Origin of the sequence: Latilactobacillus sakei subsp. sakei DSM 20017 = JCM 1157 (assembly GCF_002370355.1) — a bacterium.
In the GTDB taxonomy this organism is placed as follows: Bacteria; Bacillota; Bacilli; order Lactobacillales; family Lactobacillaceae; genus Latilactobacillus; species Latilactobacillus sakei.
This window is the reverse complement of sequence record NZ_AP017929.1, coordinates 109,114-135,784: the sequence shown is the minus strand read 5'-3', so window position 1 is coordinate 135,784 and position 26,671 is coordinate 109,114. Positions and strand designations below refer to the sequence as shown.

The window sequence follows — 26,671 nt, the reverse complement described above, 5'->3', positions numbered from 1 at the left end:
GCGGCGCCCGCTTTTATAAGCTCGAGTCATTACGGCGTGAAGGGATAATTAAACATGCAAACACAATCTAGTTTTAAAACAACCACTCAAGGGACGCTCTATTTGGTGCCAACACCAATCGGTAACTTGGGTGATATGACGTACCGCGCGATTGAGACGTTAAAGGACGTTCAGTTAATTGCGGCTGAAGATACACGCAATACGCAAAAATTATTGAACCACTTTGAAATTGAAACCAAACAAATTAGTTTCCACGAACATAATACGCAACAACGGATTGAAACGTTGATTGAAAAATTAGAAGCGGGGGACGATATTGCCCAAGTTAGTGATGCGGGGATGCCATCGATTAGCGATCCGGGTCATGAATTGGTCAAAGCTTGTATCGAAGCCAATATCGCAGTCGTACCACTACCAGGCGCAAATGCTGGGATTACGGCGTTAATTGCTTCCGGGATTACACCGCAACCCTTTACGTTCTTTGGCTTTTTACCACGCAAAGGCAAAGAGTTAACTGAAACGGTCGCACAACTAGCCTTAAAGCCGGAAACAACTATCTTTTACGAAGCACCTCATCGTTTGAAAAAGACGTTACAAGCGTTGATCAACGGTTTTGGTGGCGAACGTCAAGTGACGTTGGGCCGAGAATTGACGAAGAAGTTTGAGGAATTTATTCGCGGTGATTTACAAGAAGCCTTAACTTGGGCGACCGACAATGAAATGCGCGGTGAATTTGTGATTATCGTAGCGGGCAATCCTACCCCTCAAAATCTAAGTGTGGTGGCCACCGATCCGTCTTTATCACTATCAGAACAAGTCGAAGCCCAGATTCAACAAGGGGCTAGTCCTAATGTTGCCATTAAAACGGTTGCTAAGGCCAATGATTTGAAGAAACAGGTTGTCTATAACGCGTACCACGATTTAACAGAATAGAGGAAATAAGATGGCAGGCAAGCAGTACACAGAGGAATACCGGATTCCGTATTTTGAAACGGATATTAAAGGCGAGTTAACTTTGGCATCTTTAGTCAACGTTTTAATTTTGGCCTCAGAACACCAACTCAATGACCTCAATGTCGGCGAAGAAACCATGCACAGTTTAAATCTTGGCTGGGTTGTCACGCAATATCAAATGACGATTAACCGGATGCCCAAAGTGGATGAAAAGGTGCGGATTGTGACGGAAGCAGAGAGTTATAATCGCTATTTCTGTTATCGGAATTTTTGGTTGTACGATGAAGCGGGCAATGAGTGCGTCTTTGTCCAAAGTATTTTCGTGATGATGTCTTATGAAACGCGCAGTATGGTGCCCGTTGTTCCAGAAATCATGGCACCGTTCGAATCAATGGCGATCAAAGGTAGCAAACGATTCCCACGCATTAAGAAGATAGACTCAGAAAAGGCATCGCAAAAAGAATACCGCGTGCGTTATTTTGATATTGATGGCAATCAACACGTCAATAACGTCCATTATTTTGAATGGATGTTAGACGCCTTGGATTATGATTTCTTGATGGACCACCGGGTAACAAGTGTTAATATCCGTTACGGCCACGAAATTCAATACGGTCAAATGACACAAAGCCAGGTCGAACAAGTGATGGTTGATGACATAATGACCACGCGCCATAAGGTAGCCGTGGGTGACCTAAGCGCAGCAGAAGCCGAAATCGCATGGACTAAAAGATAGGTGTGTCTTTGCCAGTGATTAATTGCTGTAAAGACACATTCCAATCGCATAAATGGGGGAATTCATGTGGTTAAAATAATCAAATTATTTGCTAATCAACATCCATATCTTGCCTATATCGCGTTAATTGTAACTGCGAGTTTAATCGGAATTACCGTTGAATGGCTTATTAATCGGGATTTTGTTAACAACATATGGGGCGCTTTAATGATGATTATAATTGGGGTAATTGGCATTTATTATAAGCAAAAAAAGAAATCATAACAGTAGTTGGAAATATGATTGATAGCACGTAATGAATTAAAAAAGGCGAGGACATGATATTGTCCGCGCCTTTTTAGCTATTTTTTTATGAGACGGCATTGCTGACGAAGTTCACGAGGTCAGCGCCTGTTTTACCAGCACTTAAGCCAACTTGAAGTTTCAAGCGGGCTTTGGGGCCGTTTAAACCTTGGCAGAAAGTAATGCCCATTTTTTTCAATTTAACGCCACCGCCATCGTAGTCGTAGACGTCTTCGGCAATACCGTTGAAACAGCGGGATACGAGCACAACGGGAATATTGCGGTCCAGTAAGGCTTGGATGGCAGGTAGTGTTGCGGGTGGTAAATTCCCAGCACCAAGAGCTTCGATCACAAGGCCTTTAGTAGTTGGTTGATTGATGGCTTCAAACAGCGTCCCATCCATGCCGGCGTAAGCTTTTAATAAGAAGACCGGTTCAACCAATTCTTGAATATCGCAGATTTCAGAACGAATTAATTCTTGGAAGAAATTTGCATCGTGTTTGCTGACCAAACCAATTGGTCCAAAAGTAGGTGTTCTAAAAGTAGCGACATTTGTCGTGTGCGTTTTTGTTACATAACGAGCGGTGTGGATTTCATCGTTCATGACGACTAAAACACCTTTATCATGGGCATCATCAGAAGCTGCTGTCCAAACGGCACTAATTAAGTTATGAAGACCATCTGAGCCGATTTCATTAGAAGAACGCATCGCACCTGTGATGACAATTGGCACGTTGTTAGGCAAGGTCAGGTCTAAGAAGTAGGCAGTTTCTTCAAGTGTATCGGTCCCGTGAGTGATGACCACACCGTCGATACCTGTTGCTTCAGCTTCTTGAATGCGATTCTTGAGTGCTAACATCACGGTTGGTGTAATGTGCGGTGAGGGCAGATTCGCAAATTCTTCACTAATAATTGTGAGTTGGTTATCGAATAATTTTTCAAAACCGGCCATTGGATTTTGACCAGTTGGTGCGACTGCACCGTCTTGATCAGCGGACATGGCGATTGTACCACCAGTGTGCAAGACGAGGATTTTTTTCATAGTTGTCAGTCCCTTTCATAATCAGGCTTAATTAGTTCCAGTATAGCAAATTTTGACCACCTTGAGATGATATATTTTGAAGTGGACAAACTGAATAGTTGTATCCTCAGGGAATCGGTGGTACATTTAGTAAGTTCTAAAAAGATTCGGAGTAGGGATTAAAGCGTTAAGTGCTGGTGGAACGGAATGTGAACACCAGACGAAGAGCAGTAATGCTCGCGGTTTTAGTCCCGTATTCGCCGCAGTGTTATTTGTGGCAACTCCAAAAGGGAGATGCTTTTTTTATGGTTAATCAAGATCGGTTATTTGGTGTGAAGCTAGACACCAGACGCGTTGTATTACTAGCTGTTCTAATCGCTTTACAATTAGTGATTGCTCGCTTTGCGATTTCGCTAACGATTTACAGAATTAGTTTTGGGTTTATCGTTACCGCCTTAATGGGTTGGTGGTTTGGGCCAGTTTGGGCGGGCTTAGCGGCCGTCCTTGGCGATCTCATCAATAGTTTGATGATTGGTGTTCCGGGCGGCTATTTCCCCGGTTTCACGTTATCAGCCTTCTTAGGCGCATTCATTTACGGCTGTTTCTTCTACCGGCAAAAGATTACGTGGTTACGCGTGATTTTAGCGGTATTAACGGTGGTTGTCGTCGTTAATCTTGGCCTAAATTCATGGTGGGTATCGATTTTAAGTCAGACCCCAATCAGTGTCCACTTTGCTACAAGAGCAGTGGGCGAGGCCGCCACAATGGTCATTCATCCGATTGTGATTTACCTCGTGATGCATTTTGAACCAATTGTTCGTTTGAAAGATAGAATTCAATAATTTTAAAGGCTAAGCAGTCAGTTATTTGCTTAGCCTTTTTGTATAGGATAAAATAAAAAACTATATCAAAATAAGCCTCTTAATGAGAATTTATTCTGATATAGTTATGATTAATTTAACAGAAGTTATGTTACATAGCGTTGAACATTAGATATATATTATTTGGCTTATCTTTTTCTAACGTAAGTGATGTAGCTGATTGACCTGCATAACCGTATTCTTTTATATGATAGGCCATATATTCCTCTTCGGTTGATATATTGAAATGTGCATTAAGAACCTCAATAAAACCATATCTGGTTGTTCCTGGATATAATTCCTCCATAGAATTTCCGATAGTGTAGTGATGACGACCATCTTCAGTATAGACATGATCAGTATCTGAATATCCCGAAGTATATTTATCCATATAGCTAACTTTATCGCCAACTTTACCAGTAAAGGTGCCTACTTTATAGAAGGGACGGTGTTCTTGAGAATAGATTATATATACGTTGTATGAAACCTGGTCTGTTGGTTCGGGTTTGTCAATATTGTCATTATCTTGGTTGTTATTGGTATTACCAGTATTTGAGCCGTTATCTTGGTTATTATTGGTATTACCAGCATTTGAACCATTATCTTGGTTGTTATTAGTATTGCCAGTATTTGAACCATTATCTTGGTTGTTATTAGTATTGCCAGTATTTGAACCATTATCTTGGTTGTTATTAGTATTACCAGCGTTTGAGCCATTATTTTGATTGTTATTGGTGTTACCAGTATTTGAGCTGTTATCTTGGTTATTATTGTTACTACTATTGTTTGAATTACTATTTACATTAGTGCTTGGTGCTGTGGTTGTATCGTTAACATCAGGGCTAACTGGTTTTGTAACGATAATTGAGTCATTGTTCTTAACAGGTTGTGAAGAATCGAGATTGTAAGCATTATTATCCTCATTTTTATCCTTAACAATCACAGTGCTATTAACACCATTCCACTTAAAGAGCAATGTGTTACCAGTTTCAATCAAATCAACATTACTAATATGGTTAATTTCAGCAAGACGTTTAATAGAAACGTCAACGCCATTTAATTTGGCTGCTGCACTAATCGTACTTAATGTATCTCCCCATTTGATTGTATATTTATCAATCCCTGTTGTTTTTAAGTCTTGTCGAATGGCTTGGACACTTCTAGGCGTCCAGTTCGTTGCGGCTTCAACAGAGTGACTTGCACCATTAAAAATAGGTGCTACGGTTAGTAAGGTTACTCCAGAAACAAGTAGACTTGTACTAATCTTCGATAATTTCATAATATTCCCTCCAAGTAATAAGATTACGGTATCATTTTAGCATGAAAGAGTAATATATGTAACATTTATATTTAAATAGATATAATAGTCACTTTAATGAGTGGTCTTAGTCTTTTAGTGTTGAACTAAAAGGAACTATGACATAATGATTAAACAAATAGGCAATTTAATCCGTACTAAACGGTTGGACCAAAAAATGACAATTGAACAACTGGCTGAAAAAGCAGAATTGTCAGCCAGTTTTATCGCTAAGTTTGAACGAAATGATCAGAATAATATTTCGATACAAGCACTTGAAAAAATCGTGAATGCTTTAAATATGAAGTTGGGTGATTTATTCATGTACGAGGGTATCAGCGATACAACAACTTTAGAATTAATCGGTTATCTCTCTCAATTGAGTGAGACAGATCAACAAGAATTAAGTGCAGCAATTCTAAAAATGATAAAAATTAGTCAAAAAAATAGTAAATAGGAAAAAAGCTTTGAACCGACCTCTGTCGATTTAATCGCTAATTTATGCTAGAATAACAAGGATTATAAGCAGAAGAAGGATGACATTAATGAAGCTATTGGCAATGGATACCTCGAATCAAGCGGTGAGTGTGGCGCTACTTGAAGACCAACAAATATTAGGCGAAATGACCGTCAATATTCGGCAAACCCACAGTCAAACATTGTTACCAATGATTGATCAACTTTTAAAACAAACCAAGACACCAATTGAAGCAATCGACCGGTTTGTAGTGGCACAAGGACCCGGTTCATATACTGGCTTGCGGATTGCGGTTACAACGGCCAAGTCTTTTGCCTGGACAATGGGTAAGGAACTAGTTGGGATTTCTAGTTTGGCACTTTTAGCGGGGAACGTTCAAGAAACAACCGCTTTGATTGTGCCGCTATTTGATGCGCGCCGGGACAACGTTTTTGCCGGTGTTTATCAATGGCAAGACCAGCACTTACAAAACGTGGTCGCTGATCAACATTTGGCACTAACCGACTTATTAGCACAAGTGGCGTTACTAAATGAACCTGTCTATTTTGTTGGCGGTGACGTACAACAGTTTAACGCACAGATTAAAGCCACTTTAGGTAGTCAGGCCCATTTTGTCGATGCCAACCATAACTTGCCACACGCAGCTGTTCTAGGCCAATTGGGGGCTAATGCTGAACCAGTTGCTGACATCCATGGCTTTGGGCCACATTATCTCAGAAAGACAGAAGCAGAGGTCAACTGGGGTAAAACACATGACGATCAAGGATCGGCAGCTTATGTGGAACAAGTTTAGGGAATACCTACGCCCACGTGTTTGGTTAAAAAAAGAGCTCCCCTACGTTACGCGGCAAGTCATGATTGATGATCAGCCGTTTTACTTGGCGCGTGCCAGCCAGAGCGATATTCCAGCGTTGATTGATATTGAACGCTCGGTCTATGGCGGTAAAACACCTTGGGATCGGTGGGCCTTTGCTAGTGAACTCAGCAAGCGCCGGACATCGATTTATTTAGTATTATGCCAAGGCTCAGAAGTGGTCGCGTTTGTTGGTGCTTGGTTTTCAACTAATGAGGCCCACATCACGAATATTGCGGTCCGTCCTAACTTTCAAAAACGAGGGATTGGCCACTTTTTAGTCCACGAGGTGGTCGCACTTGCGCGGGATTATCCGAGTCAAAAAATTACCCTTGAGGTCCGCACTGGTAACACAGGCGCGCAGTCTGTTTATCGACGGATGGGGTTTAAGGTCGTTAAAACCAGACGCAATTATTATGTTCAGGAAAAAGAAGATGCATTCAGTATGTGCCGCATACTGAGTCAATAGGAGTAACAAAATGACGGAGAAAAAAGAATTAATTTTAGCCTTTGAATCAAGTTGTGATGAAACGAGTGTGGCGGTCATTGAAAATGGTCAACGCATCTTAAGTAATGTCATTGCAACACAGATTAAGAGTCATCAACGTTTTGGCGGGGTAGTCCCAGAAGTGGCTAGCCGCCATCATGTTGAACAAATCACACTTTGTACACAAGAAGCACTGGAACAAGCTGGTGTGACTTATGATGATTTAACAGCGGTCGCCGTCACTTACGGTCCCGGATTAGTTGGCGCTTTATTGATTGGGGTCACAGCCGCTAAGGCAATCGCCTATGCGCATCATTTGCCACTTGTACCGGTTAATCATATGGCCGGGCACATTTATGCGGCCCGCTTTGTTAAACCGTTAGAATACCCTTTGTTAGCCCTATTGGTTTCAGGTGGTCATACAGAATTGGTTTATATGCCTGCTGCGGGTCAATTCGAAATCATCGGTGATACACGGGATGATGCGGCTGGCGAAGCCTACGATAAGATTGGACGGGTATTGGGTGTGCCATATCCAGCTGGTAAGGAAATTGACCGCCTCGCACATATCGGACAGGATACGTTTAATTTTCCACGCGCAATGTTGAAAGAAGATAACTTGGACTTCAGTTTTAGTGGTCTCAAGAGTGCTTTTATCAATACGGTCCACCATGCTGATCAAATCGGTGAAACATTGGACCAAGCGGACTTAGCGGCGAGCTTTCAAGCAAGTGTTGTTGAAGTGTTAGTCACTAAAACCCTTCGCGCAGCACAATCACTAAAGGTTAAACAACTAGTTGTTGCCGGCGGGGTTGCGGCCAACCAAGGCTTGCGAGAAGGCTTAGCGGCTGGGATTGAATCAGCAGGATTAGATCTTGATTTAATCATGCCACCACTACGCTTATGCGGCGATAACGGCGCGATGATTGGCGCTGCTGCCCACATTGCACTTGCGCAAAACACGCTGGCTGATTTAGATTTAAACGCCGTCCCTAGTTTGGACTTTCCGTATCAAAACGAACTTTAAAAGTAAAAAAGAGAGTGTGTCATAAGTTGGGTATGTCCTGAGGATTAACACAGAATGGCGAATGATTGCTGTAAGCAATCATTTGAGATTCAGGGTTAACCGGAAGGATATGACTTATAGAACACGTTTAAAAAAGAGAGTGTGTCATAAGTTGGGTATGTCCTGAGGATTAACACAGAATGGCGAATGATTGCTGTAAGCAATCGTTTGAGATTCAGGGTTAACCGGAAGGATATGACTTATAGAACACGTTTAGACCATCAATATTTAGATAACAAAAAAGGGGGCTGGGACAAAATTTACTTTTGTCTCAGCCCCCTTTTGTTAGGCTTCACTTTGATGTAGTCGCGCACCTTGGCTTTGTTGCTGTTCACGGCGTGCTTGATGATGTTGACGGTATTTTTCTAAGCCTAAGACGATGCCAGTAGCAATAATACCAACCCAAAAGAGATTAGGCGGTAAGAATAAAATAACCATAATCAATCCAGCTACCAGTGGGGCTTCAAGAATGGCACTGCCCATACTGATGGCAATTAACCCAATGACAAAGAGGGAATCAACTTGCGGGAATAACTGGCTAATTGCCATCCCTTGAGCAGTTGAAGCAAACAAAACCGGGAAGATATCCCCGCCAAGCCAACCGGTGTTCAAACAGATTGTTAATAAAATTAGTTTTAATAGGGAGCGGCTCATTAAAAAAAGCATTGATTGATCTTGCCAAATTGTGGTGAATAAATGAAAGTTATGTTGACCGGAAAAGAGAATGTGTGGGAAAAAGAGGCTGGCTAAGAAAATCGCTAGACCACCGATTAAGACGCGGACCTGATCGTTGGTGAGGCGGGCTTGCATAATTTTGCGTAAGCCCACCATGCCGGCCAACCAAAGTTTTCCGAGTAAATAACCTCCGAGCACTAATGGTAAAAACCAATAGAGATCGCGCCCTTGCCAGTGCGATTGGCCAAGCCGAATAATTAATGACGGTTCGCCGGTTAAGATGAAGACGCCGCTAAACCACGCAGTCCCATTTAAAAAGTAAGTTGTGATGAGGGCTTTCTTTTGATAGGTTGCTACTTTGGTGAGTGGGGCGGTTGGTTGTTGATAATGCAATAGATAGCGGTGCGGTGTCGCGAGTACTTTTAATCTCATGCCTATTGATTGTGCACGTAAGTCATCAAAATGCGCGGCGACGTAGCGTTGCTTGTCAGCGAGCCAAATACTGTAGAGGAAGGTTGAGCTAACCAATGTTGCTTCAGGTCCAAGGCTCGTTCCGCTGACCAAAATGACAGCAGAAATCAGCATTTGTAAAAGGACATAGCGATAATTAGCAGTGCCCGTTTGTTTGAGATCAGCCTTAATGACCCCCAAATTTTGTGGGAGGGGCCCAAAATAGTGTCGTGAAATAATGATGACTAAGCCAACCATCACCAGCATAATGGCGTCTAAGAGGCCACCAAAGGTTGCTTTTTGCCAGAAAAGATCAATTAGAGTACTTTGTAAGCTATAAAAAAGGCCGAGCAAGATACCGACGATGGCGCTCAGAATAAGACCATAACCAAATAGATAAAGTGATTTAAATTTAAACATGTTGCCTCCGAAAAAAAGTGTCTAAATGCCATTTAAACATAGTTGACGTAAAAAGTCAGGTTGAAAAAAAGAATATAAAATAACACTAGTTATTAGTTAATTTATTAACAAATAGTCAGTAAAGGGGAATCAGCAATTATTTAAATTAAAAAATAACATTAATTGACAATTATTTAGAAAGCGCTTATACTGAATTTACAGCAGTGATGAAAACGCTTCATTTCACTTTCTGTACAATTCTTTCATTTCAATCTAAAAAAATTAAGGGGTAATTATTATGGCAGAAAAAACAATCATGTTATGTTGTGCGGCAGGTATGTCAACTAGCTTGCTCGTTTCAAAAATGCAAAAGGCAGCAGAAGCACAAGGTGTCGATGCAGAAATCTTCGCAACTGGCGCATCAGATGCAGATAACCAATTAGAAAACAAAAAAATTGATTGCGTCTTATTAGGCCCTCAAGTACGCTTTATGGAAGGTCAATTTAAAGAAAAATTGGCACCTAAAGGCATTGGTGTTGAAGTGATCGATATGAAAGCCTACGGGATGATGGATGGCGAAACCGTCTTGAAACAAGCGTTAGCACTAATCGGTTAATGATTAAAAACAAAGCCCACCTAATTAATTAGGCGGGCTTTTTGATTAGGGTTGGACAAGTCTGTATAATCGGAGAAAAGAGTAGAGGAGGAGTAGCTGATGAGTCTTTTAGGCACAATTATTTGGTGGATTTTCGGTGGCTTAGTGAGCGCAGTTGGTTGGTTTTTAGCCGGCTTAGTGTGGTGTGTCACAATCGTGGGGATTCCAGTTGGCTTACAATGTTTTAAAATTGGTGGTTTGACGTTAATGCCGTTTAACGCACGAGTTGTTTCGAGCGGTGGTGCAGGCTCCTTTTTATTAAATATTGTCTGGTTTATCTTTGGGGGCTTTATTTTATGGGCCAACCATATTTTCTGGGGCTTGTTATTAACAATTACAATTGTCGGCATCCCATTTGCCCATCAACATTTTAAATTAGCAAGTTTATCATTGAGTCCGTTTGGCAAACAAATTGTTGGCTAAAAAAAGCGCGTATCCTACGATACGCGCTTTTTCTGGTTTTTAATTAGTAAATTCTTCTAGTGCCATCGCTTGTTCTTCCCAATCAGCTTCTGTTTGAGCAAGGTCTGCTTGCACTTTTTCTAAATCTTGTTGTAATTCCTGCAAGACCAATGGTTTAGTGATGATATCGGCTTGCGTCATTTTTTCTTGAATGGCAGTTGCTTGTTCTTCGAGTGTTGCCATTTGTTCTTCTAAAGCAGTGACTTCTCGTTCTAACTTCCGTTGAGCCCGTTGTGTTTCCTTGCTGGCTTTATAATTATCTTGAGCAGTAACAGGTTGGTCACTGACTTCAACTGGCACTTCAGCGGCTTGTGCGAAGGCTTCTTCCTCAGCCTTTTTAGCGAGATAGTAGTCGTAATCGCCTAAGTAGCGCTTGCTGCCGGTGGTGGTTGACAGTTCAATGATGCCGGTTGCCACTTGGTTGATGAAATATCGGTCATGGGAGATGAAGAGGACGGTGCCGTCGAATTCGCGTAAGGCTTGTTCTAAAACTTCCTTACTATCGATGTCTAAATGGTTAGTTGGTTCATCCATGATCAAAAAATTATCATGGTTCATGGCTAGTTTAGTTAGTAACAGTCGTGCTTTTTCGCCACCACTTAATTGTGAAACGACTTTCAAAACATCGTCGCCGGTGAATAAGAAGCTGCCCAAAAGTGTGCGGATTTCTTTTTCAGGGGTGGTGCGATGTTCATCCCATAATTCATTAAGAACCGTTTTGTTAGCGTGGAGGTTGCGTTGTTCTTGGTCATAATAACCGATAGAAACATTGCTACCAACACGTTCGTGACCTTTTAAGAATGGAATTTGATGAAGGATACTCTTTAAAAGTGTTGATTTACCAATCCCATTAGGTCCGATAATCGCTAAGCGTTCTTGCTTGTTGACCTCAAAGTTAATCGGTTCGACCATTACTTTGTCGGCTGAGTAACCAACAGCCGCGTCAACGACTTGCAAGACTTCGTTACCACTTGGTTGATCGATATCAAAATGGAAGTGGATTTTAGAGGCGTCGTTGGTTGGGCGTTCTAACTTATCCATCTTTTCAAGTTGACGACGGCGGCTTTGGGCTTGCTTAGTCGTGCTGGCTCGAACTAAGTTTTTGTCGACGAATGTTTGGAGTTTCTCGATTTCGGCTTGTTGTTTCTCATAAGCCTTCCATTCGAGTGATAGGTTGGCTGATTTTTGCGTCAAGAAGTGACTGTAATTGCCGGTGTAGTGCGTTAATGTGTGGCGACTCATATCGTAAACTTCTTTAGTAATCTTGTCTAAGAAGTAACGGTCATGAGAAACGGTTAAAAGTGCACCGGGATAGGTTTGAAGATAATTTTCAAGCCATGTTAAGGTTTGAATGTCCAAATGGTTAGTTGGTTCATCCAAGATTAAGACGTCTTTTTTCTCAAGTAATAGCTTAGCAAGTGCTAAGCGGGACCGTTCGCCACCAGATAGCGTGCTGATTGGTTTGGTGAAAGTTTCTTCTGGGAATTGGAAACCGTGCAATACACCACGAATTTCGGCTTCGTAACCATACCCGTTTGCTTCAGAAAAGTCGTGTTGAATCTGATCGTATTGTTTTAAGAGGGCTTGGTAGTCCTCATCTGAACGATTAGCATCTGGATCGGCAATTGCTTGTTCCAACGTATGCATCTGAGCTTCCATTTGGCGAAGGCCTTCGAAAATCGTTAGCATTTCGTCATAGATGTTCCGTTCAGAACTAAGACCGCTATCTTGGGCTAAGTAGCCAACTTGGACATTTTTACCCAGAATAATTTGACCATCATCGGGCGTCGTAATGCCAGCAATCATCTTCAAAAGTGTTGATTTACCAGCACCGTTAGGGCCAACTAAGGCGACGCGGGCGTGATCTTGCACTTCCAATTGTGCATTTTTAAATAAGTAGTCACCGCCAAAGTGACGGGCGACTTGTTGAACCTGTAATAATATCACAATGTAAAATCCTTTCGATGTCGTGTTTTTAAGGTACCATTTTAAGGAATCGTTAAAGTCCGTTTCAACTATCATAACAGATTTAGGGCAAAGACAGTCAAAATAGTAAATTAATTGCTTTTCACAAGAAAATTCAGTATCATTTCAATATAGTGTAGGGATATTTTCACAAGTAAAAGAATGAACGGAGGTTCCAAATGGCTGAAAATAAAATTCCAAGAGCCACAGCGAAGCGTTTACCTTTATATTATCGTTATCTAAACTTTTTAAACAATTCGGGTAAGACCAAGATTTCGTCAACTGAACTATCTGAAGCTGTTAAAGTCGATAGTGCGACAATTCGCCGTGATTTTTCATATTTCGGTGCGCTCGGTAAACGGGGTTATGGCTATGATGTTGAGTCTCTCTTGAGTTTCTTCAAGAAGACGTTGAATCAAGATCGCTTAACGAATGTTGCTTTGATCGGTATCGGTAATTTAGGACATGCTTTGTTAAATTACAACTTTAGACAAACGAATAATATTCGGATTAGCGCTGCTTTTGATGTTAAACCTGAATTAATTGGCACGATCCAAACAGGTGTGCCGGTTTACTCAATGGACGAAATGGTTGAACAATTGAAGTTACAACAAATTGAAATCGTCATCTTGACGGTCCCAATCGAAGTTGCTCAAAAAGTAACGGATCAACTAGTTGATGCAGGGATTAAGGGCATCATGAACTTTACCCCAATTCGAATTTCTGTACCGAATACGATTCGGATTCAAAATGTTGATTTAGCGAAAGAGTTACAAACGTTAATTTATTTCCTTGATAATTATAATACAGAAGAAGCGTCAAAATAAATAGAGCCTCATTAACCAGCAGTGATGTCGGTTAATGGGCTCTATTTTTTAATGACTGAGATAAAAGAGCGTCACGACGAGATTCATTCCCGCATGACTGATAATCGTTGTATAAATGGAACCCGTTTTGCGATACAGCCAACAAAGGAAAAGGCCGATTGCCGCGTAGATAATTAGATGACTGTCTTGATGAATCACGGCAAATAATAAACTAGAGATGAGTGCGGCTAATACCGAATTTAAGCGGCCGCTAAGACCGCCAAAAATCGCCTTTCGAAAAACGAGTTCTTCCATTGTTGGCGCAGCAATTGTTAGAATAATGATCAACCACGGTTGGGCTTTGAGGGCCGTCATGAGAGTGAGCGTATTGAGTGATTGCGTACTATTTTTAAAGAGTAGATGATCAATTGAACCAGCGATAATTTGGACGATTAACGCGAGTAAAATACCACTAATGCCCCAGATGATGGCTTTCTTAAGCGGCAAGGGGTGTTTCTCAAGACTATTTTTGGGACCCCGATAATTAAAATAGAGTAATAAAAGTGCGCCGAGGCTGTCCGTGATTGTGGTGAATAAATAGAATTGATCCGACAGGCCAAAAAAGCGGACGAGGGCACTCGGGATTAATAAAATGATGAGATAGCTGATAATCAGCCTAAAATTTTGTTGGCTTTGAGTCATGATTACGCTCCTGAAAGTTGATGTGACCATAGCGTAGCGCATTGACTACTAAAATGCAAAAGGGGATAGCAAAATACTTGCAATGTTCTGAAAAAATGCTATGATAAAAAATGTGATTAGCACTTGAGTGTTTAGAGTGCTAAAAAAGAAAAAGTGATGGAGGGATTTTAAGTGTTAAAACCATTAGAAGATCGCGTAGTGATCGCCGTTAAAGACGAAGCAGAACAAACAGTAGGTGGCATTGTCATTGCAAGTAACGCCAAACAAAAACCACAAACTGGTAAAGTCGTTGCCGTTGGTGCCGGCGCAATGACCAGTGACGGTCAGCGAATCCCACTTGATGTCAAAGAAAATGATGAAGTCATTTACGATAAATATGCTGGTTCAGAAGTTGAATACGAAGGCCAACAATATTTGGTATTACACGCAAAAGACATTATCGCCATTATTGAATAATAAACTGAAACGTTTAAAAACAAACTAAAAAATTTTTTTGAGGTGAAATAACTATGGCAAAAGAACTTAAATTTTCAGAAGACGCACGTTCAAAAATGTTAGCAGGTGTTGATCAATTAGCTAACACTGTTAAGACAACATTAGGACCAAAAGGCCGCAACGTTGTTTTGGAAAAAGCTTACGGTTCACCAGAAATCACTAACGATGGTGTGACAATCGCTAAAGCAATCGAATTAGAAGATCATTTTGAAAATATGGGTGCCAAATTAGTTTCTGAAGTTGCTTCAAAAACGAACGACATCGCCGGTGACGGTACAACAACCGCTACTGTTTTAGCCCAAGCAATTATTCGCGAAGGGATGAAGAATGTGACAGCCGGTGCTAACCCAGTTGGTATCCGTCGTGGGATTGAATTAGCGACTAAAGAAGCTGTTAAGAAGTTACACGAAATTTCACACAAAGTTGAAAGCAAAGATGCGATTGCCCAAGTTGCTGCTGTTTCATCAGCTAACGAAGAAACTGGTCGTTTAATTGCTGATGCCATGGAAAAAGTGGGTAACGACGGTGTCATCACAGTTGAAGAATCAAAAGGGATTGATACTGAATTAAGCGTTGTTGAAGGGATGCAATTTGATCGTGGTTACTTGTCACAATACATGGTGACTGACAACGACAAGATGGAAGCTGACTTAGACAACCCATACATTTTGATTACAGATAAGAAGATTTCAAATATTCAAGATGTTTTACCACTTCTACAATCAATCGTGCAAGAAGGTAAAGCCTTATTAATCATTGCCGATGATGTTGATGGCGAAGCATTACCAACACTTGTCTTGAACAAGATTCGTGGGACATTCAACGTGGTTGCTGTTAAGGCCCCTGGTTTTGGCGATCGTCGTAAGGAACAATTAGAAGACATTGCGACATTAACAGGTGCCACAGTGATTACAAGTGACCTTGGTCTAGAATTGAAAGAAACAACAATCGATCAATTAGGGACAGCTGGTAAGGTAACTGTTACAAAAGACGATACAACAATCGTTGAAGGTGCTGGTAGCAAATCAGCTATCGCAGAACGTGTTGAAAACATCAAGAAACAAATTGCTGAAACAACATCAGACTTTGACCGTGAAAAATTACAAGAACGCTTAGCTAAATTAGCTGGTGGTGTTGCAGTGATCAAGGTTGGTGCTGCCACAGAAACAGAATTGAAAGAACAAAAATATCGGATTGAAGATGCCTTAAATGCAACGCGTGCAGCTGTTGAAGAAGGCTACGTTGCCGGTGGTGGGACAGCATTAATCGATGTCATCGAAAGTGTTGCCACTCTTGAAGAAGAAGGCGACGTTCAAACAGGGATTAACATTGTGCTTCGTGCATTAGAAGAACCTGTTCGTCAAATCGCAACAAACGCTGGTCTTGAAGGCTCAGTCATTGTTGAAAAAGTAAAATCACAACCTGTTGAAGTTGGCTACAATGCAGCAAACGGCAACTGGGAAAATATGATTGAAGCGGGTATCTTAGATCCAACTAAGGTAACACGCTCAGCATTACAAAACGCAGCTAGTGTTGCTGCTCTAATGTTAACAACTGAAGCAGTGGTTGCTGACAAACCAGAAGACAACCCAGCACCAGCAGCAGGCATGGACCCATCAGCAATGGGTGGCATGATGTAATTAAAGAAGTGTGACTCGAGTTGGTCAGGCTTTGAGGATTAACAGTAAAACGGGCATTATGGCGGTCTTTGCCATGATGCCCGTTTTGCAGTTAACCGGAAAAGGCTGCTCGAAGAGCACGTTAATAAAAGAAGTGCGTTTGAAACGGGTTGATTCTGAGCATTAACCTAAAAATGAGCGTTATGGCGGGTCTTGCCATAACGCTCATTTTGTAGTTAGGCGCAGGAATCAGTTTCAAAAAGCACGTTAAAGAAAGAAGTGTGTTTGGTTGCGGGTAGCAACTGAGCATTAATACAAAATTGGCAGTAATCTTGGGCTTAGGATTACTGCCAATTTTAGATTAAGCGGAGGTTGTTGCAACCAAAAAACACGTTAAAGCAGTACGTCCAACCAAGGCCATCCCCAGCATTTTACTGGGGATGGCCTTTTTTTCTGTCGTTTTCAAAATTAACGCTGGTTATTATCATTTTTTAGCTTATAATGAATGCAAGGCGCCCGTCGAAATAGATTTTATTTAGCTAATCGACGCTATAACTAACGGTCAATGATGGTTAGAATAGATAGGTACCTAAGTTAAATTCTTGTAGTATTTTAGTGTCAGATATAGTAGAATACCTTTTGTTCGAAAAAACAGCAATTATTTTTAAGTAGGATATTATATTCAAAAGTCACCGTGTGAAATGGTAACAGGCGATTATCACATGAGGGCTTTTTATGTATAGAAATACGATTAATTAAAGGAGTTATATTGCAATGCAACAACTAAAACGGATTTTCATCGGGAAACCATTAAAGTCTTCCGATGAAGGTAACCAGAAATTAGGGCGCTTCAAGGCCTTGGCAATGTTGTCTTCTGATGCTTTGTCATCAGTTGCATACGGAACCGAAGAAATCGTTGTTGTTTTAACAACGCTTTCTGCAGCAGCAATTTGGTATTCAATTCCAATTGCAGCGTTCGTATTGGTGTTATTGATTTCTTTAACCCTTTCTTATCGGCAAGTTATCCACGCCTATCCAGGTGGTGGTGGCGCCTATGTCGTTTCAAGTGAAAACTTGGGTAAGAATGCGGGTTTAGTCGCAGGTGGTTCACTGCTTGTGGATTACATGTTAACAGTTGCGGTTAGTATTTCGGCTGGTGCTGAGGCGATTACCTCGGCAATTCCGGCAATGTACGGGCACCAGGTAGGGATTTCCTTTGTCATCGTGATTATTTTAATGGCGATGAATCTCCGTGGGATGCGCGAATCAGCGTCGTTCTTAATGGTGCCAGTTTACTTATTCGTCTTGATGATGACCTTGATGATTATCGTCGGATGTTACAAAATTTTCACAGGTGCGATTCCATTCCACGCAACAGCAACAGTTGGGGCCGTTGTACCAGGGATTTCAATGGCATTGATCTTTAGAGCTTTCTCATCTGGTTCATCTTCATTAACCGGGGTTGAAGCAATCAGTAATGCGGTACCGTTCTTCAAGAAACCACGGGCCACAAATGCTGCTGAAACATTGGCAATCATGGCCGCTATCTTAGGGTTCTTCTTTGCCGGCATCACATTCTTGAACTACTGGTACGGCATTGTGCCAATGGAAAAAGTAACGGTCTTATCACAAGTTGCACAACATACTTTTGGTAAAGGGTTCTTCTTCTATATCGTTCAATTCGCAACGGCCTTCATTTTAGCTGTTGCCGCTAATACTGGTTTCTCAGCATTCCCAGTGTTGGCTTATAACTTAGCAAAAGATAAATATATGCCACATATGTATATGGATCGTGGCGATCGTTTGGGTTACTCAAACGGGATTATCACATTGGCAATCGGTTCAATGGCGTTGATCTTCATCTTTAACGGTGACACATCACGTTTGATTCCGTTATACGCCGTTGGGGTGTTCATTCCATTTACGCTTTCTCAATCAGGGATGTTGCGTAAGTGGTGGGTTGAACGGCCTAAGAATTGGTTTGGCAAATCAATCGCTAACTTTGTTGGTGCCTTGATTTCATTTGCCATTTTAATTATCTTATTCGTTTATCGTTTACCTGATATCTGGCCATTCTTCATCATCATGCCAATTATGATCTGGATTTTCTATAAGATTCATGATCACTATAAGAAGGTTGCACGTCAATTACGAGTAAGTGCCAACGAAGCTGTCTTACATGATTATGATGGCTCAACCGTTATTGTCTTGGTCAGCAACGTGACTCAAGTTACCCGCGGGGCGCTTGATTACGCACAATCAATCGGTGATTACGTCATTGCAATGCACGTGTCGACAGATGAAAATCCGGAAAAAGAACGTGAAATTCAAGCTGAATTTAAGGCTGATTTCCCGAACGTCCGCTTTGTCGATGTGCATTCATCATACCGTTCAATTCAAAAACCAATTGTTCGTTTTGTGGATATTGTTAGCAAGAATGCCCAAAAACGAAACTTCACGACAACGGTCTTGGTACCACAATTTGTGCCAAGAAAACCATGGCAAAATATTTTGCATAACCAATCAAGTTTACGCTTAAGAACAGCTTTTGCCAGCCGTGAAAACATCATTATCTCAACATACAGTTACCACTTGAAACATTAGAAGTGCTTTTGGTTGCGGTTAGCAACTGAGCATTAACAAAAAACTTGCCCTAGACTGTTTTAGTTTAGTGCAAGTTTTTTTGTTTCATTAAGCACCGGCAAAACTTTTTATTCATGGTAAAAATTGCTACAATAGAAGCTATTAAAGTTAGTACACAACATTAAGGGGCGCGACATGCGAATATTATTTATTGGTGACACAGTTGGCACAATGGGACAAAAAATGGTGAACGAGTATTTACCACTTTTGAAACAACAATATAAACCACAGGTTACCATAATCAATGGCGAAAATATCGCTGATGGCAAGGGAATGACACAAAAGGATTACAAGAACTTATTGCAAGCCGGTGCGGATGCCATTACGATGGGCAATCATACTTGGAACAAACGGGATATTTTGGACTTCATTGATGATGCCAAAAAGTTAGTGCGACCAGCTAATTTTCCTACGGGAACACCAGGTCAAGGTATGACGATGATTAACGTCAATCAGGCTAAATTAGCTGTCATTAGGTAGATTGCAAATTTAATCCGAATTTTTGGACAAATTTGTCAGCATAACCTGATACGGTGTTTGCCAGTCGAGTATTTTAAGCGGTCGCTGGTTAATTTGGAGTAACGTCGTCGTTAAATCTTGAGCACTAATGTGCTCAAAACGAGTCCCTTTAGGATAAAAATAACGTAAATTCCGATTAAAGCGTTCATTACTACCACGTTCAGCTGGCGTATAAGCATGGCAGTAATAGGTCTTAATACCATATTGTGATTCAAGTGATACTAGCCCACTAAACTCAGTGCCACGGTCCACAGTAAAGCTGTGCACCGGACCATTAAAAGTGGTTAGGAACTTAGTTAGTGCTTCATTAACAGTCGCTGTCGTCCGATCTTTTAACCGGTATGCCCAAAGGAACCGTGATTTGCGATCGATTAAAGTTAATAAAACTGCCTTACTATGCCCACGAGGACCAACGACTGTATCTAGTTCAAAATCGCCGATGCGATTACGTTGATTAATCATCATGGGACGCTGTTCAATTGATCGCCCCAAAGATTGATTATATTTGGATCGTTGGTCAACGTTACGCCGTTGGCGTACGCCATGTTCAGGTAGATCATTCAAGGAGAAACAAATTCTCCCCTGATTTAGCCAATTATAAATAGATTTAGTAGCTAGTTTAAATTCGTGAGCAATCATTCCTGGTGACCAGCTTAGACGTAAATGGTTGAGAATTTTTTGCTTTAACTCATCGCTCAGCTTAGTTTTCCGACCACATCGTGATCGCTTGTATTCGGCATCTGTTTGTGCTAATTCAGCCTGATAAGGTTGACATCGAGATAATTCATAAGAAATTGTTGACGGTGATCGGTTCAGCCGAACGCCCATTTGGATATTGGACAGCCCTAGTTCACAAAAGGTTTCGATTTTAATTCGTTCGGAATAGGTTATACTAGACAAAAGATCAGCTCCTAAAAGATGGGTTTGTGGTAAACACCATTTTAAAGGAAGCTGATCTTTTTTGTCCGAACAGCGTTCGGATTAATTTTACAATCTACCATTAATCTACAAGGCCGAGCATTGATGGGCGAATTGTTGGAAGATCCATTTGCAATGTTAGATGACATGGTGGCCCAAGTCAGCAAGGAAACCAATTGTATTTTTGTCGATTTTCATGCCGAAACAACGAGTGAAAAATTGGCCTTAGCTTGGTATTTAGATGGTCGGATTTCAGCGTTAGTTGGAACGCATACGCATGTGCAAACAAATGATGCACGTGTTTTACCAGACGGAACGGCAGTGTTGACAGACGCCGGGATGACAGGTCCTTATAACGGGATTCTTGGTGTGAAACGCGAAAAAATCATTTCACGGTTTATGACGCAACGCCCAGAACGATTTGAACTAGTGACAGAAGGTCCTGGCCAATTGAATGGCTGTTTAATTGAAATTGATGATCAAACGGGTCATGCCAAATCAATCAAACCCATCCATATTTCACCAGATCATCCATTCGGATCACGCTTTTAAGAGATAGAAAGGGGCTTGAAAATGCCGCAAAAAACAAAAGAAACGCCAATGATGGCCCAATATCAAAAGGTTAAGGATCAATATCCAGACGCCTTTTTATTTTATAGATTGGGTGATTTTTACGAATTATTCAATGACGATGCTGTTAAAGCATCACAACTTTTAGAATTAACGCTGACAGCGCGTAATAAGAATGCAGCAGACCCCATTCCGATGTGTGGTGTGCCCCATCATGCAGCGCAAAACTACATTGATATTTTAGTGGATCAAGGTTACAAGGTCGCCATTTGTGAACAGATGGAAGATCCTAAAACGGCTAAGGGCATGGTGAAACGCGAAGTTGTCCAATTAGTAACACCTGGGACTGTGATGGACGAAAAAGCCGGTCACGCTAAACAAAATAATTATTTAACGGCAGTCGTTGCACAAGGCGATCAATTTGGCTTTGCCTATACGGATTTATCCACAGGTGAAATGAAGGTTAGCCAAATCAGTAGTTTAGATGTGTTATTAAACGAAATGTTGAGTTTACAAACCAAAGAAGTGGTTGTGAATCATGATGTCCCAAGCGAAGTCGTCCAAGCCTTTGTCCAACAACAAATCTTGGTTTCTTATCAAGATGAGGGGGCCGATACGGCAGAGGTCAGTTTTGTTTCTCAAAACATCTCACAACCACTAGCGTTAGCCGTCATTAAACAATTAGTTGTTTATTTAGCAACGACGCAAAAGCGGCACTTGGGTCATTTACAACGCGCCCAAGCCTATGAACCTTCTCAATACTTGAAGTTGGATCATTCGGCTAAGATGAACCTCGAATTGACGGCTTCATTACGAACTGGTCATAAGAGTGGGACGTTATTGTGGTTATTGGATGAAACGAAGACTGCGATGGGTGGTCGTTTATTAAAACAATAGTTGGAACGACCATTGTTGGATCTAAACCAGATTAAGAACCGGCAAAACCAAGTCGCTAGTTTCTTACAGCATTACTTTGAACGGACGAACCTTCAAGAAGCCCTAACTAAAGTTTATGATTTGGAACGTCTAGCGGGTCGCGTTGCTTTTGGGAGCGTTAATGGTCGCGATTTGATTCAATTAAAAACATCCTTAGAACAGATTCCAAAGATTAAAGATGTTTTGACGGGCATTAACGAAACGCAGGCTTTTGATCAAGCGTTAACGCGTTTGGATCCAGTTGATGATGTGCGGACGTTAATTGAAACAGCGATTAACCCGGATTCACCGATTTCAGTGACTGATGGTGGGATTATTCAAGATGGTTACGACGAACAACTTGATCAATACCGCAATGCGATGTCTAACGGCAAGCAGTGGTTGGCGCAATTAGAGGCGCAAGAACGAGAAGCTACGGGCATTCATAATTTGAAAATCGGCTTTAACCGCGTCTTTGGGTATTATATCGAAGTCACGCGGGCTAACTTGAGTTCATTACCGGAAGGGCGGTATGAACGCAAACAAACGTTAACCAACGCCGAACGATTCATCACACCGGAATTAAAAGAAAAAGAACAACTGATTTTAGAGGCGGAAGAACGCTCAACCGCTCTAGAATACGAATTGTTTACCCAAGTTCGGGAACAAGTGAAGTTACAAATTGAACGGCTCCAAACATTGGCTAAAGGCGTAGCGGCCCTAGATGTCTTGCAAAGTTTTGCGGTCGTCAGCGAAAGCTACCACTATGTCCAACCAACATTAAGAACTGATAGTCGCGAAATTGATTTAGTCGATGGCCGTCATCCGGTGGTTGAAAAAGTATTGGGACGCCAAAAATATATCCCCAATGCTGTTCAAATGGGCAAAGAAACGGATATGTTATTGATTACCGGGCCTAATATGTCTGGTAAAAGTACCTACATGCGGCAATTGGCCTTAACGGTCATCATGGCGCAAATGGGTTGTTTTGTACCTGCCAAGTCAGCGAACTTGCCTGTATTTGACCAAATCTTTACCCGCATTGGTGCGGCAGATGATTTGATTTCAGGACAAAGTACGTTTATGGTAGAAATGATGGAAGCCAACCGTGCGATTATGAGTGCGACCGCCAATAGTTTAATTCTCTTCGATGAAATTGGTCGGGGAACGGCCACTTATGATGGGATGGCCTTGGCACAAGCGATTATCGAATATATCCATGATCATGTCCACGCTAAGACGCTCTTTTCAACGCATTATCATGAACTGACGGCTTTAGCCGATACGTTGACCGCCCTTCGTAACGTGCATGTTGGTGCAGTTGAGGAAAACGGTGAGTTGGTCTTCTTACACAAGATGTTGGCCGGACCTGCGGATAAGTCTTACGGGATTCATGTCGCTAAACTAGCGGGCATGCCAGAAACCTTATTACAACGGGCCGATGTTATTTTAGGTCAGTTAGAAGATAAACCAAAAGCACCGGTGCAACCAGAAACAGTCGTACCAGCACAACCGACTGCAGCGGCTGTCGAAGAACAGATGGCGCTTTTTGAACCAGAAGTGGCGGCCCCGGTCGATAAGAAAACAGATAAAGTGGTAGCGGCAATTAAGAATTTTGATTTGATGAGCGCCACACCACTAGAAGCCCTCAATCAATTATATGAGTGGCAAAAGCAATTAAATAAACATTAATAGTGAACTGAGAGGATTAGATGATGGGGAAAATTCATGAACTGTCGGAAATTCTGAGTAATCAAATTGCGGCGGGGGAAGTGATTGAACGCCCCGCCTCAGTGGTCAAGGAATTGGTTGAAAACGCGATTGATGCTAATAGTACGCAAGTCGATATTGTTGTTGAACAGGCCGGTTTACAGATGATTCAAGTGATCGATAACGGTGACGGGATTGAACCAGAAGATGTGCCAGTCGCCTTTAAGCGGCATGCCACCAGTAAGATTGCGACTCGGCAAGATTTGTTCAAGATTCAATCGCTAGGGTTTCGGGGTGAAGCGTTAGCTAGTATCGCGTCCGTTTCCGATTTAACGATTGAAACGGCAACTGCGGACTCTCTAGGAACCTTTGCTCATTTTAAGGGTGGTCTGTTAGAGGAACAAAAAACAAATCCGATTCGACCGGGGACGGCGATTACGGTGCGGGATTTATTCTTTAATACACCGGCACGATTGAAATACGTGAAGACTTTTCAAACCGAATTGGCGAATATCGTCGATATCGTCAATCGGCTAGCAATGAGTCATCCACAGATTGCCTTTACGCTAACCAATGATGACCATCTACTTTTAAAAACGGCCGGCAACAATGATTTAAAACAAACGATTGCTGGTATTTATGGCGTCACCATGGCCAAGAAACTCTTAGCCGTGAGTGCTTCGGATTTAGATTTTAAACTAACGGGCTACGTGTCATTGCCGGAATTAACGCGGGCAACGCGCAATTATTTGTCGATTTTAATTAATGGTCGGTTTATTAAAAATTACCAATTGAATAAGGCCATTATCAAGGGCTACGGTTCTAAATTGATGGTCGGACGCTATCCAATCGCCGTCTTAGCGATTGAGATGGATCCGCTATTGATCGATGTCAACGTGCATCCAACAAAACAGGAAGTCCGCTTAAGCAAAGAAACTGCCTTGATGACCTTGATTGAAGGGGCAATCAAAGAAAGACTGGCAACCGAGAATTTAATTCCAGATGCCATGCAGAATTTGAAACGGACCAAGACGGTAGATGTTGATCAGCTCCAGATGAATTTAAACCAAATTACACAAGAACGACGGCACCCAAGCGGTACGGTGCGACCAGTCAGTCCAATGCCAATCCCAGTAAAAACGGTAACACCCGAAATTGCGGAAACCGAAACGCCGTTAGCCGCACCAACTGCTAAAGCGCCATCGATGACACCGGAGCGGCCCTTATTTGAGCAACCCCAGGCATTGGCCGAGTGGGATCAGAAGTACGCGACAGAAGCGGTTGGAAAGCCGTTTGGTGATCAAGTGATAGACGAAACGGACGAAAGTGAAGAAAACGTAGTCGAACCCACTGTTCGGTTCCCAGAGTTACGCTACATTGGGCAACTGCATAGTACTTTCTTATTAGCGGAAGGCGAAGATGGCTTTTATATCTTGGATCAACACGCTGCGCAAGAACGGATTAAGTACGAATATTACCGAGAAAAAATTGGGGAAGTCAGCACCTCTGTGCAAAACTTGTTAGTACCACTTGTTTTGGAATATCCGAATAGTGATGCGCTAAAGATTCAGGAAAAAACTGAACTTTTAGCCTCAGTCGGAATCCAATTAGAAAATTTCGGGCAGAATAGTTTTGTGGTCCACAGTCACCCAACTTGGATTGAACAGGGACAAGAGGAAATGACGATTCGTGGGATGATTGACGATGTTTTAAAAGACGGTCGCATTAGCATTGCCCAATTCCGTGAGAAGACGGCGATTATGATGAGCTGTAAGCAATCGATTAAAGCGCACCATCATTTAGATGATACCCAGGCTAAAGCACTTTTAGCTGATCTAGCGAAGACCGAGAATCCGTTTAATTGTCCCCATGGGCGCCCGGTTTTGATTCACTATACGCAAAAAGATTTGGAAAAGATGTTTAAACGGATTCAAGAACCACATCATAGTTGGGAGGGCGAATAATGTTTATTTTAGCATCGCAATCACCGCGCAGACAGGCACTATTAAAGCGCGTTGTAAATGACTTTGAGGTACAACCAGCACAGATTGATGAACACGAAACACCGCTAACGACACCGGGCGATTATGTCCAAACTTTAGCGCAACGCAAGGGTGAAGCAGTCGCGGTTCAATATCCAACGGCGACCATTCTAGCGGCGGATACGGCGATTAGTTTTCAAGGAACGCTTTATGGCAAACCCAAGGATCGCCAAGACGCCTATGAAATGCTGCGCCAGTTAAGTGGTCAGACACACCAAGTGTATACCGGATTGTGGCTGATGAAAGACGGTCTGGTGCAACAAAAGGTTGTCCAAACCGACGTTACATTTTGGCATTTAAGCACCGCCGAGATTGAACAGTATTTAGATCAGAATGAATATGCGGACAAAGCAGGTGCCTATGGGATTCAAGGCGCGGGTGCGCTATTAATTAATAAGATTAATGGTGACTTTTACAACGTGGTTGGCTTACCAGTCAGCACCGTTGCAAGAATGTTGCAGGATTAAGAGGAAATAAAAATGATGAATGTGGCAGTTTTTTGTGGGGCCAGCAGTGGCCGTCGCCCGGTTTATACACAGGCCGCCAGCGATTTAGGCCATTGGTTAGTCAAACGACAAGATCAATTAATTTATGGTGGGAGTCGGGTTGGCTTGATGGGTACGATTGCCGATACCGTTTTAGAAAACGGTGGTCGGGTAATCGGTGTGATGCCTGAATTCTTAAATCAACGAGAACCAGCGCATGCTGGCTTAAGCGATTTGGTGATGGTTGACAATATGGCCGAACGGAAATCAAAAATGATTGAATTAGCCGATGTCTTCATCGCTTTACCCGGTGGACCAGGTACGTTAGAAGAAATGAGCGAAGTGATTTCGTGGGCGCGAATTGGCCAGCAAGATGGCCCCTGCATTTTCTACAACGTAGCGGGTTATTATGATTTATTACAACAATTCTTAGCCCACATGGTTGAAGAAGGCTTTTTAACACAAGGCGATTTTGAAAAATACTTGTTTACCGATTCTTTAACTGAAATGGCGACGTTTATTGTGACTTATCAACCACCAAAAATACGAGAATATTAATCATTGGGATTGGGACCGAGTATGATGGGCCTGATCCCAATTTTGATGA

The 26,671-nt window shown here is 41.9% G+C and carries 22 protein-coding genes, 3 pseudogenes and 1 riboswitch; of the genes and pseudogenes, 19 read left to right on the top strand and 6 right to left on the bottom strand.

Annotated features, from left to right (window positions below):
* The first annotated feature begins 54 nt into the window (after positions 1-54).
* On the top strand, positions 55-933 hold the full coding sequence (gene rsmI, locus LEUCM_RS00780; RefSeq protein ID WP_056936483.1) for a 16S rRNA (cytidine(1402)-2'-O)-methyltransferase: 879 nt from the start codon (positions 55-57) through the stop codon (positions 931-933).
* 10 nt (positions 934-943) lie between these two features.
* Positions 944-1,690: an acyl-[acyl-carrier-protein] thioesterase gene (locus tag LEUCM_RS00775; protein ID WP_025016440.1), complete on the top strand. Its 747-nt coding sequence runs from the start codon at positions 944-946 to the stop codon at positions 1,688-1,690.
* 349 nt (positions 1,691-2,039) lie between these two features.
* On the opposite strand, the gene LEUCM_RS00765 is transcribed toward LEUCM_RS00775, so the two are convergent.
* Complete coding sequence (locus tag LEUCM_RS00765; protein WP_011374056.1) at positions 2,040-3,014, bottom strand: asparaginase; 975 nt, start codon at positions 3,012-3,014, stop codon at positions 2,040-2,042.
* Between the two features lie 145 nt (positions 3,015-3,159).
* Positions 3,160-3,258, top strand: a riboswitch (THF riboswitch).
* Positions 3,259-3,298: 40 nt separating this feature from the next.
* On the opposite strand from LEUCM_RS00765, the gene LEUCM_RS00760 reads away from it, so the two are divergent.
* On the top strand, positions 3,299-3,835 hold the full coding sequence (locus LEUCM_RS00760) for a folate family ECF transporter S component (protein ID WP_011374057.1): 537 nt from the start codon (positions 3,299-3,301) through the stop codon (positions 3,833-3,835).
* Positions 3,836-3,965: 130 nt separating this feature from the next.
* On the opposite strand, the gene LEUCM_RS00755 is transcribed toward LEUCM_RS00760, so the two are convergent.
* Positions 3,966-5,132, bottom strand: coding sequence for a LysM peptidoglycan-binding domain-containing protein (locus LEUCM_RS00755; RefSeq protein ID WP_016264626.1), 1,167 nt, complete (start codon positions 5,130-5,132; stop codon positions 3,966-3,968).
* A gap of 145 nt (positions 5,133-5,277) precedes the next feature.
* On the opposite strand from LEUCM_RS00755, the gene LEUCM_RS00750 reads away from it, so the two are divergent.
* From LEUCM_RS00750 to tsaD, 4 genes are all read left to right on the top strand, one after another.
* Positions 5,278-5,607, top strand: a complete 330-nt coding sequence (locus LEUCM_RS00750) for a helix-turn-helix domain-containing protein (RefSeq protein WP_016264627.1) — start codon at positions 5,278-5,280, stop codon at positions 5,605-5,607.
* Between the two features lie 88 nt (positions 5,608-5,695).
* Complete coding sequence (gene tsaB / locus LEUCM_RS00745; RefSeq protein ID WP_016264628.1) at positions 5,696-6,421, top strand: tRNA (adenosine(37)-N6)-threonylcarbamoyltransferase complex dimerization subunit type 1 TsaB; 726 nt, start codon at positions 5,696-5,698, stop codon at positions 6,419-6,421.
* Between the two features lie 61 nt (positions 6,422-6,482).
* The gene (rimI, locus tag LEUCM_RS00740) at positions 6,483-6,950 is read left to right on the top strand and encodes a ribosomal protein S18-alanine N-acetyltransferase (RefSeq protein WP_016264629.1); all 468 of its coding nucleotides are present in this window, start codon (positions 6,483-6,485) and stop codon (positions 6,948-6,950) included.
* Positions 6,951-6,960: 10 nt separating this feature from the next.
* Positions 6,961-7,995 carry a tRNA (adenosine(37)-N6)-threonylcarbamoyltransferase complex transferase subunit TsaD gene (gene tsaD / locus LEUCM_RS00735; protein ID WP_016264630.1) on the top strand — a complete coding sequence of 345 codons (1,035 nt, stop codon included), beginning with the start codon at positions 6,961-6,963 and terminating at the stop codon, positions 7,993-7,995.
* Between the two features lie 324 nt (positions 7,996-8,319).
* Here the strand turns inward: tsaD and LEUCM_RS00730 are convergent, their stop codons facing one another.
* Entirely contained in the window at positions 8,320-9,579 is a 1,260-nt protein-coding gene (locus LEUCM_RS00730; protein WP_016264631.1) for a chloride channel protein, read from the bottom strand.
* Between the two features lie 277 nt (positions 9,580-9,856).
* Between LEUCM_RS00730 and LEUCM_RS00725 the strand changes: the two genes are divergently transcribed.
* A complete protein-coding gene (locus LEUCM_RS00725) occupies positions 9,857-10,174 on the top strand; it encodes a PTS sugar transporter subunit IIB (RefSeq protein ID WP_025016444.1) in 318 nt (105 codons plus the stop codon).
* A 99-nt stretch (positions 10,175-10,273) separates the two neighbouring features.
* Positions 10,274-10,636, top strand: a complete 363-nt coding sequence (locus LEUCM_RS00720; protein WP_011374063.1) for a YccF domain-containing protein — start codon at positions 10,274-10,276, stop codon at positions 10,634-10,636.
* 39 nt (positions 10,637-10,675) lie between these two features.
* Here the strand turns inward: LEUCM_RS00720 and LEUCM_RS00715 are convergent, their stop codons facing one another.
* Positions 10,676-12,622: an ABC-F family ATP-binding cassette domain-containing protein gene (locus LEUCM_RS00715; RefSeq protein WP_011374064.1), complete on the bottom strand. Its 1,947-nt coding sequence runs from the start codon at positions 12,620-12,622 to the stop codon at positions 10,676-10,678.
* A gap of 197 nt (positions 12,623-12,819) precedes the next feature.
* Here LEUCM_RS00715 and LEUCM_RS00710 point away from each other — a divergent pair, with 197 nt between their 5' ends.
* A complete protein-coding gene (locus LEUCM_RS00710) occupies positions 12,820-13,467 on the top strand; it encodes a redox-sensing transcriptional repressor Rex (protein ID WP_011374065.1) in 648 nt (215 codons plus the stop codon).
* Between the two features lie 48 nt (positions 13,468-13,515).
* Here the strand turns inward: LEUCM_RS00710 and LEUCM_RS00705 are convergent, their stop codons facing one another.
* Positions 13,516-14,148: a CPBP family intramembrane glutamic endopeptidase gene (locus LEUCM_RS00705; RefSeq protein WP_025016445.1), complete on the bottom strand. Its 633-nt coding sequence runs from the start codon at positions 14,146-14,148 to the stop codon at positions 13,516-13,518.
* Positions 14,149-14,319: 171 nt separating this feature from the next.
* Between LEUCM_RS00705 and groES the strand changes: the two genes are divergently transcribed.
* From groES to LEUCM_RS00685, 4 genes and pseudogenes are all read left to right on the top strand, one after another.
* Complete coding sequence (gene groES, locus LEUCM_RS00700) at positions 14,320-14,604, top strand: co-chaperone GroES (RefSeq protein WP_011374067.1); 285 nt, start codon at positions 14,320-14,322, stop codon at positions 14,602-14,604.
* Between the two features lie 53 nt (positions 14,605-14,657).
* Positions 14,658-16,283, top strand: a complete 1,626-nt coding sequence (groL, locus tag LEUCM_RS00695) for a chaperonin GroEL (protein ID WP_025016446.1) — start codon at positions 14,658-14,660, stop codon at positions 16,281-16,283.
* Positions 16,284-17,036: 753 nt separating this feature from the next.
* A complete protein-coding gene (gene kimA / locus LEUCM_RS00690; protein WP_016264636.1) occupies positions 17,037-18,866 on the top strand; it encodes a potassium transporter KimA in 1,830 nt (609 codons plus the stop codon).
* Between the two features lie 174 nt (positions 18,867-19,040).
* Positions 19,041-19,379: pseudogene (locus tag LEUCM_RS00685) on the top strand (YmdB family metallophosphoesterase); the annotation flags it as partial.
* Positions 19,380-19,394: 15 nt separating this feature from the next.
* Here the strand turns inward: LEUCM_RS00685 and LEUCM_RS00680 are convergent.
* The gene (locus LEUCM_RS00680; protein ID WP_085391442.1) at positions 19,395-20,324 is read right to left on the bottom strand and encodes an IS30-like element ISLpl1 family transposase; all 930 of its coding nucleotides are present in this window, start codon (positions 20,322-20,324) and stop codon (positions 19,395-19,397) included.
* 93 nt (positions 20,325-20,417) lie between these two features.
* Here LEUCM_RS00680 and LEUCM_RS00675 point away from each other — a divergent pair.
* The 5 genes and pseudogenes from LEUCM_RS00675 to LEUCM_RS00655 form a co-directional block, all read left to right on the top strand.
* Positions 20,418-20,894, top strand: a pseudogene (locus tag LEUCM_RS00675) (YmdB family metallophosphoesterase); the annotation flags it as partial.
* Positions 20,895-20,915: 21 nt separating this feature from the next.
* A pseudogene (mutS, locus tag LEUCM_RS00670) lies at positions 20,916-23,519 on the top strand (DNA mismatch repair protein MutS).
* Positions 23,520-23,542: 23 nt separating this feature from the next.
* The gene (gene mutL, locus LEUCM_RS00665; RefSeq protein ID WP_025016298.1) at positions 23,543-25,501 is read left to right on the top strand and encodes a DNA mismatch repair endonuclease MutL; all 1,959 of its coding nucleotides are present in this window, start codon (positions 23,543-23,545) and stop codon (positions 25,499-25,501) included.
* Complete coding sequence (locus LEUCM_RS00660; protein WP_016264640.1) at positions 25,501-26,046, top strand: Maf family protein; 546 nt, start codon at positions 25,501-25,503, stop codon at positions 26,044-26,046. Before mutL ends, LEUCM_RS00660 begins: the two co-directional genes overlap by 1 nt.
* 12 nt (positions 26,047-26,058) lie before the next feature.
* Entirely contained in the window at positions 26,059-26,622 is a 564-nt protein-coding gene (locus tag LEUCM_RS00655; RefSeq protein WP_016264641.1) for an LOG family protein, read from the top strand.
* The last annotated feature ends 49 nt before the right edge of the window (positions 26,623-26,671 follow it).

What these genes read in the sequence shown, in the direction of transcription:
- rsmI (WP_056936483.1), top strand. Translation starts at nt 55, where the DNA reads ATGCAAACACAATCTAGTTTTAAAACAACCACTCAAGGGACGCTCTAT.
- LEUCM_RS00775 (WP_025016440.1), top strand. Translation starts at nt 944, where the DNA reads ATGGCAGGCAAGCAGTACACAGAGGAATACCGGATTCCGTATTTTGAA.
- LEUCM_RS00765 (WP_011374056.1), bottom strand. Translation starts at nt 3,014, where the DNA reads ATGAAAAAAATCCTCGTCTTGCACACTGGTGGTACAATCGCCATGTCC.
- LEUCM_RS00760 (WP_011374057.1), top strand. Translation starts at nt 3,299, where the DNA reads ATGGTTAATCAAGATCGGTTATTTGGTGTGAAGCTAGACACCAGACGC.
- LEUCM_RS00755 (WP_016264626.1), bottom strand. Translation starts at nt 5,132, where the DNA reads ATGAAATTATCGAAGATTAGTACAAGTCTACTTGTTTCTGGAGTAACC.
- LEUCM_RS00750 (WP_016264627.1), top strand. Translation starts at nt 5,278, where the DNA reads ATGATTAAACAAATAGGCAATTTAATCCGTACTAAACGGTTGGACCAA.
- tsaB (WP_016264628.1), top strand. Translation starts at nt 5,696, where the DNA reads ATGAAGCTATTGGCAATGGATACCTCGAATCAAGCGGTGAGTGTGGCG.
- rimI (WP_016264629.1), top strand. Translation starts at nt 6,483, where the DNA reads ATGATTGATGATCAGCCGTTTTACTTGGCGCGTGCCAGCCAGAGCGAT.
- tsaD (WP_016264630.1), top strand. Translation starts at nt 6,961, where the DNA reads ATGACGGAGAAAAAAGAATTAATTTTAGCCTTTGAATCAAGTTGTGAT.
- LEUCM_RS00730 (WP_016264631.1), bottom strand. Translation starts at nt 9,579, where the DNA reads ATGTTTAAATTTAAATCACTTTATCTATTTGGTTATGGTCTTATTCTG.
- LEUCM_RS00725 (WP_025016444.1), top strand. Translation starts at nt 9,857, where the DNA reads ATGGCAGAAAAAACAATCATGTTATGTTGTGCGGCAGGTATGTCAACT.
- LEUCM_RS00720 (WP_011374063.1), top strand. Translation starts at nt 10,274, where the DNA reads ATGAGTCTTTTAGGCACAATTATTTGGTGGATTTTCGGTGGCTTAGTG.
- LEUCM_RS00710 (WP_011374065.1), top strand. Translation starts at nt 12,820, where the DNA reads ATGGCTGAAAATAAAATTCCAAGAGCCACAGCGAAGCGTTTACCTTTA.
- LEUCM_RS00705 (WP_025016445.1), bottom strand. Translation starts at nt 14,148, where the DNA reads ATGACTCAAAGCCAACAAAATTTTAGGCTGATTATCAGCTATCTCATC.
- groL (WP_025016446.1), top strand. Translation starts at nt 14,658, where the DNA reads ATGGCAAAAGAACTTAAATTTTCAGAAGACGCACGTTCAAAAATGTTA.
- kimA (WP_016264636.1), top strand. Translation starts at nt 17,037, where the DNA reads ATGCAACAACTAAAACGGATTTTCATCGGGAAACCATTAAAGTCTTCC.
- mutL (WP_025016298.1), top strand. Translation starts at nt 23,543, where the DNA reads ATGGGGAAAATTCATGAACTGTCGGAAATTCTGAGTAATCAAATTGCG.
- LEUCM_RS00660 (WP_016264640.1), top strand. Translation starts at nt 25,501, where the DNA reads ATGTTTATTTTAGCATCGCAATCACCGCGCAGACAGGCACTATTAAAG.
- LEUCM_RS00655 (WP_016264641.1), top strand. Translation starts at nt 26,059, where the DNA reads ATGATGAATGTGGCAGTTTTTTGTGGGGCCAGCAGTGGCCGTCGCCCG.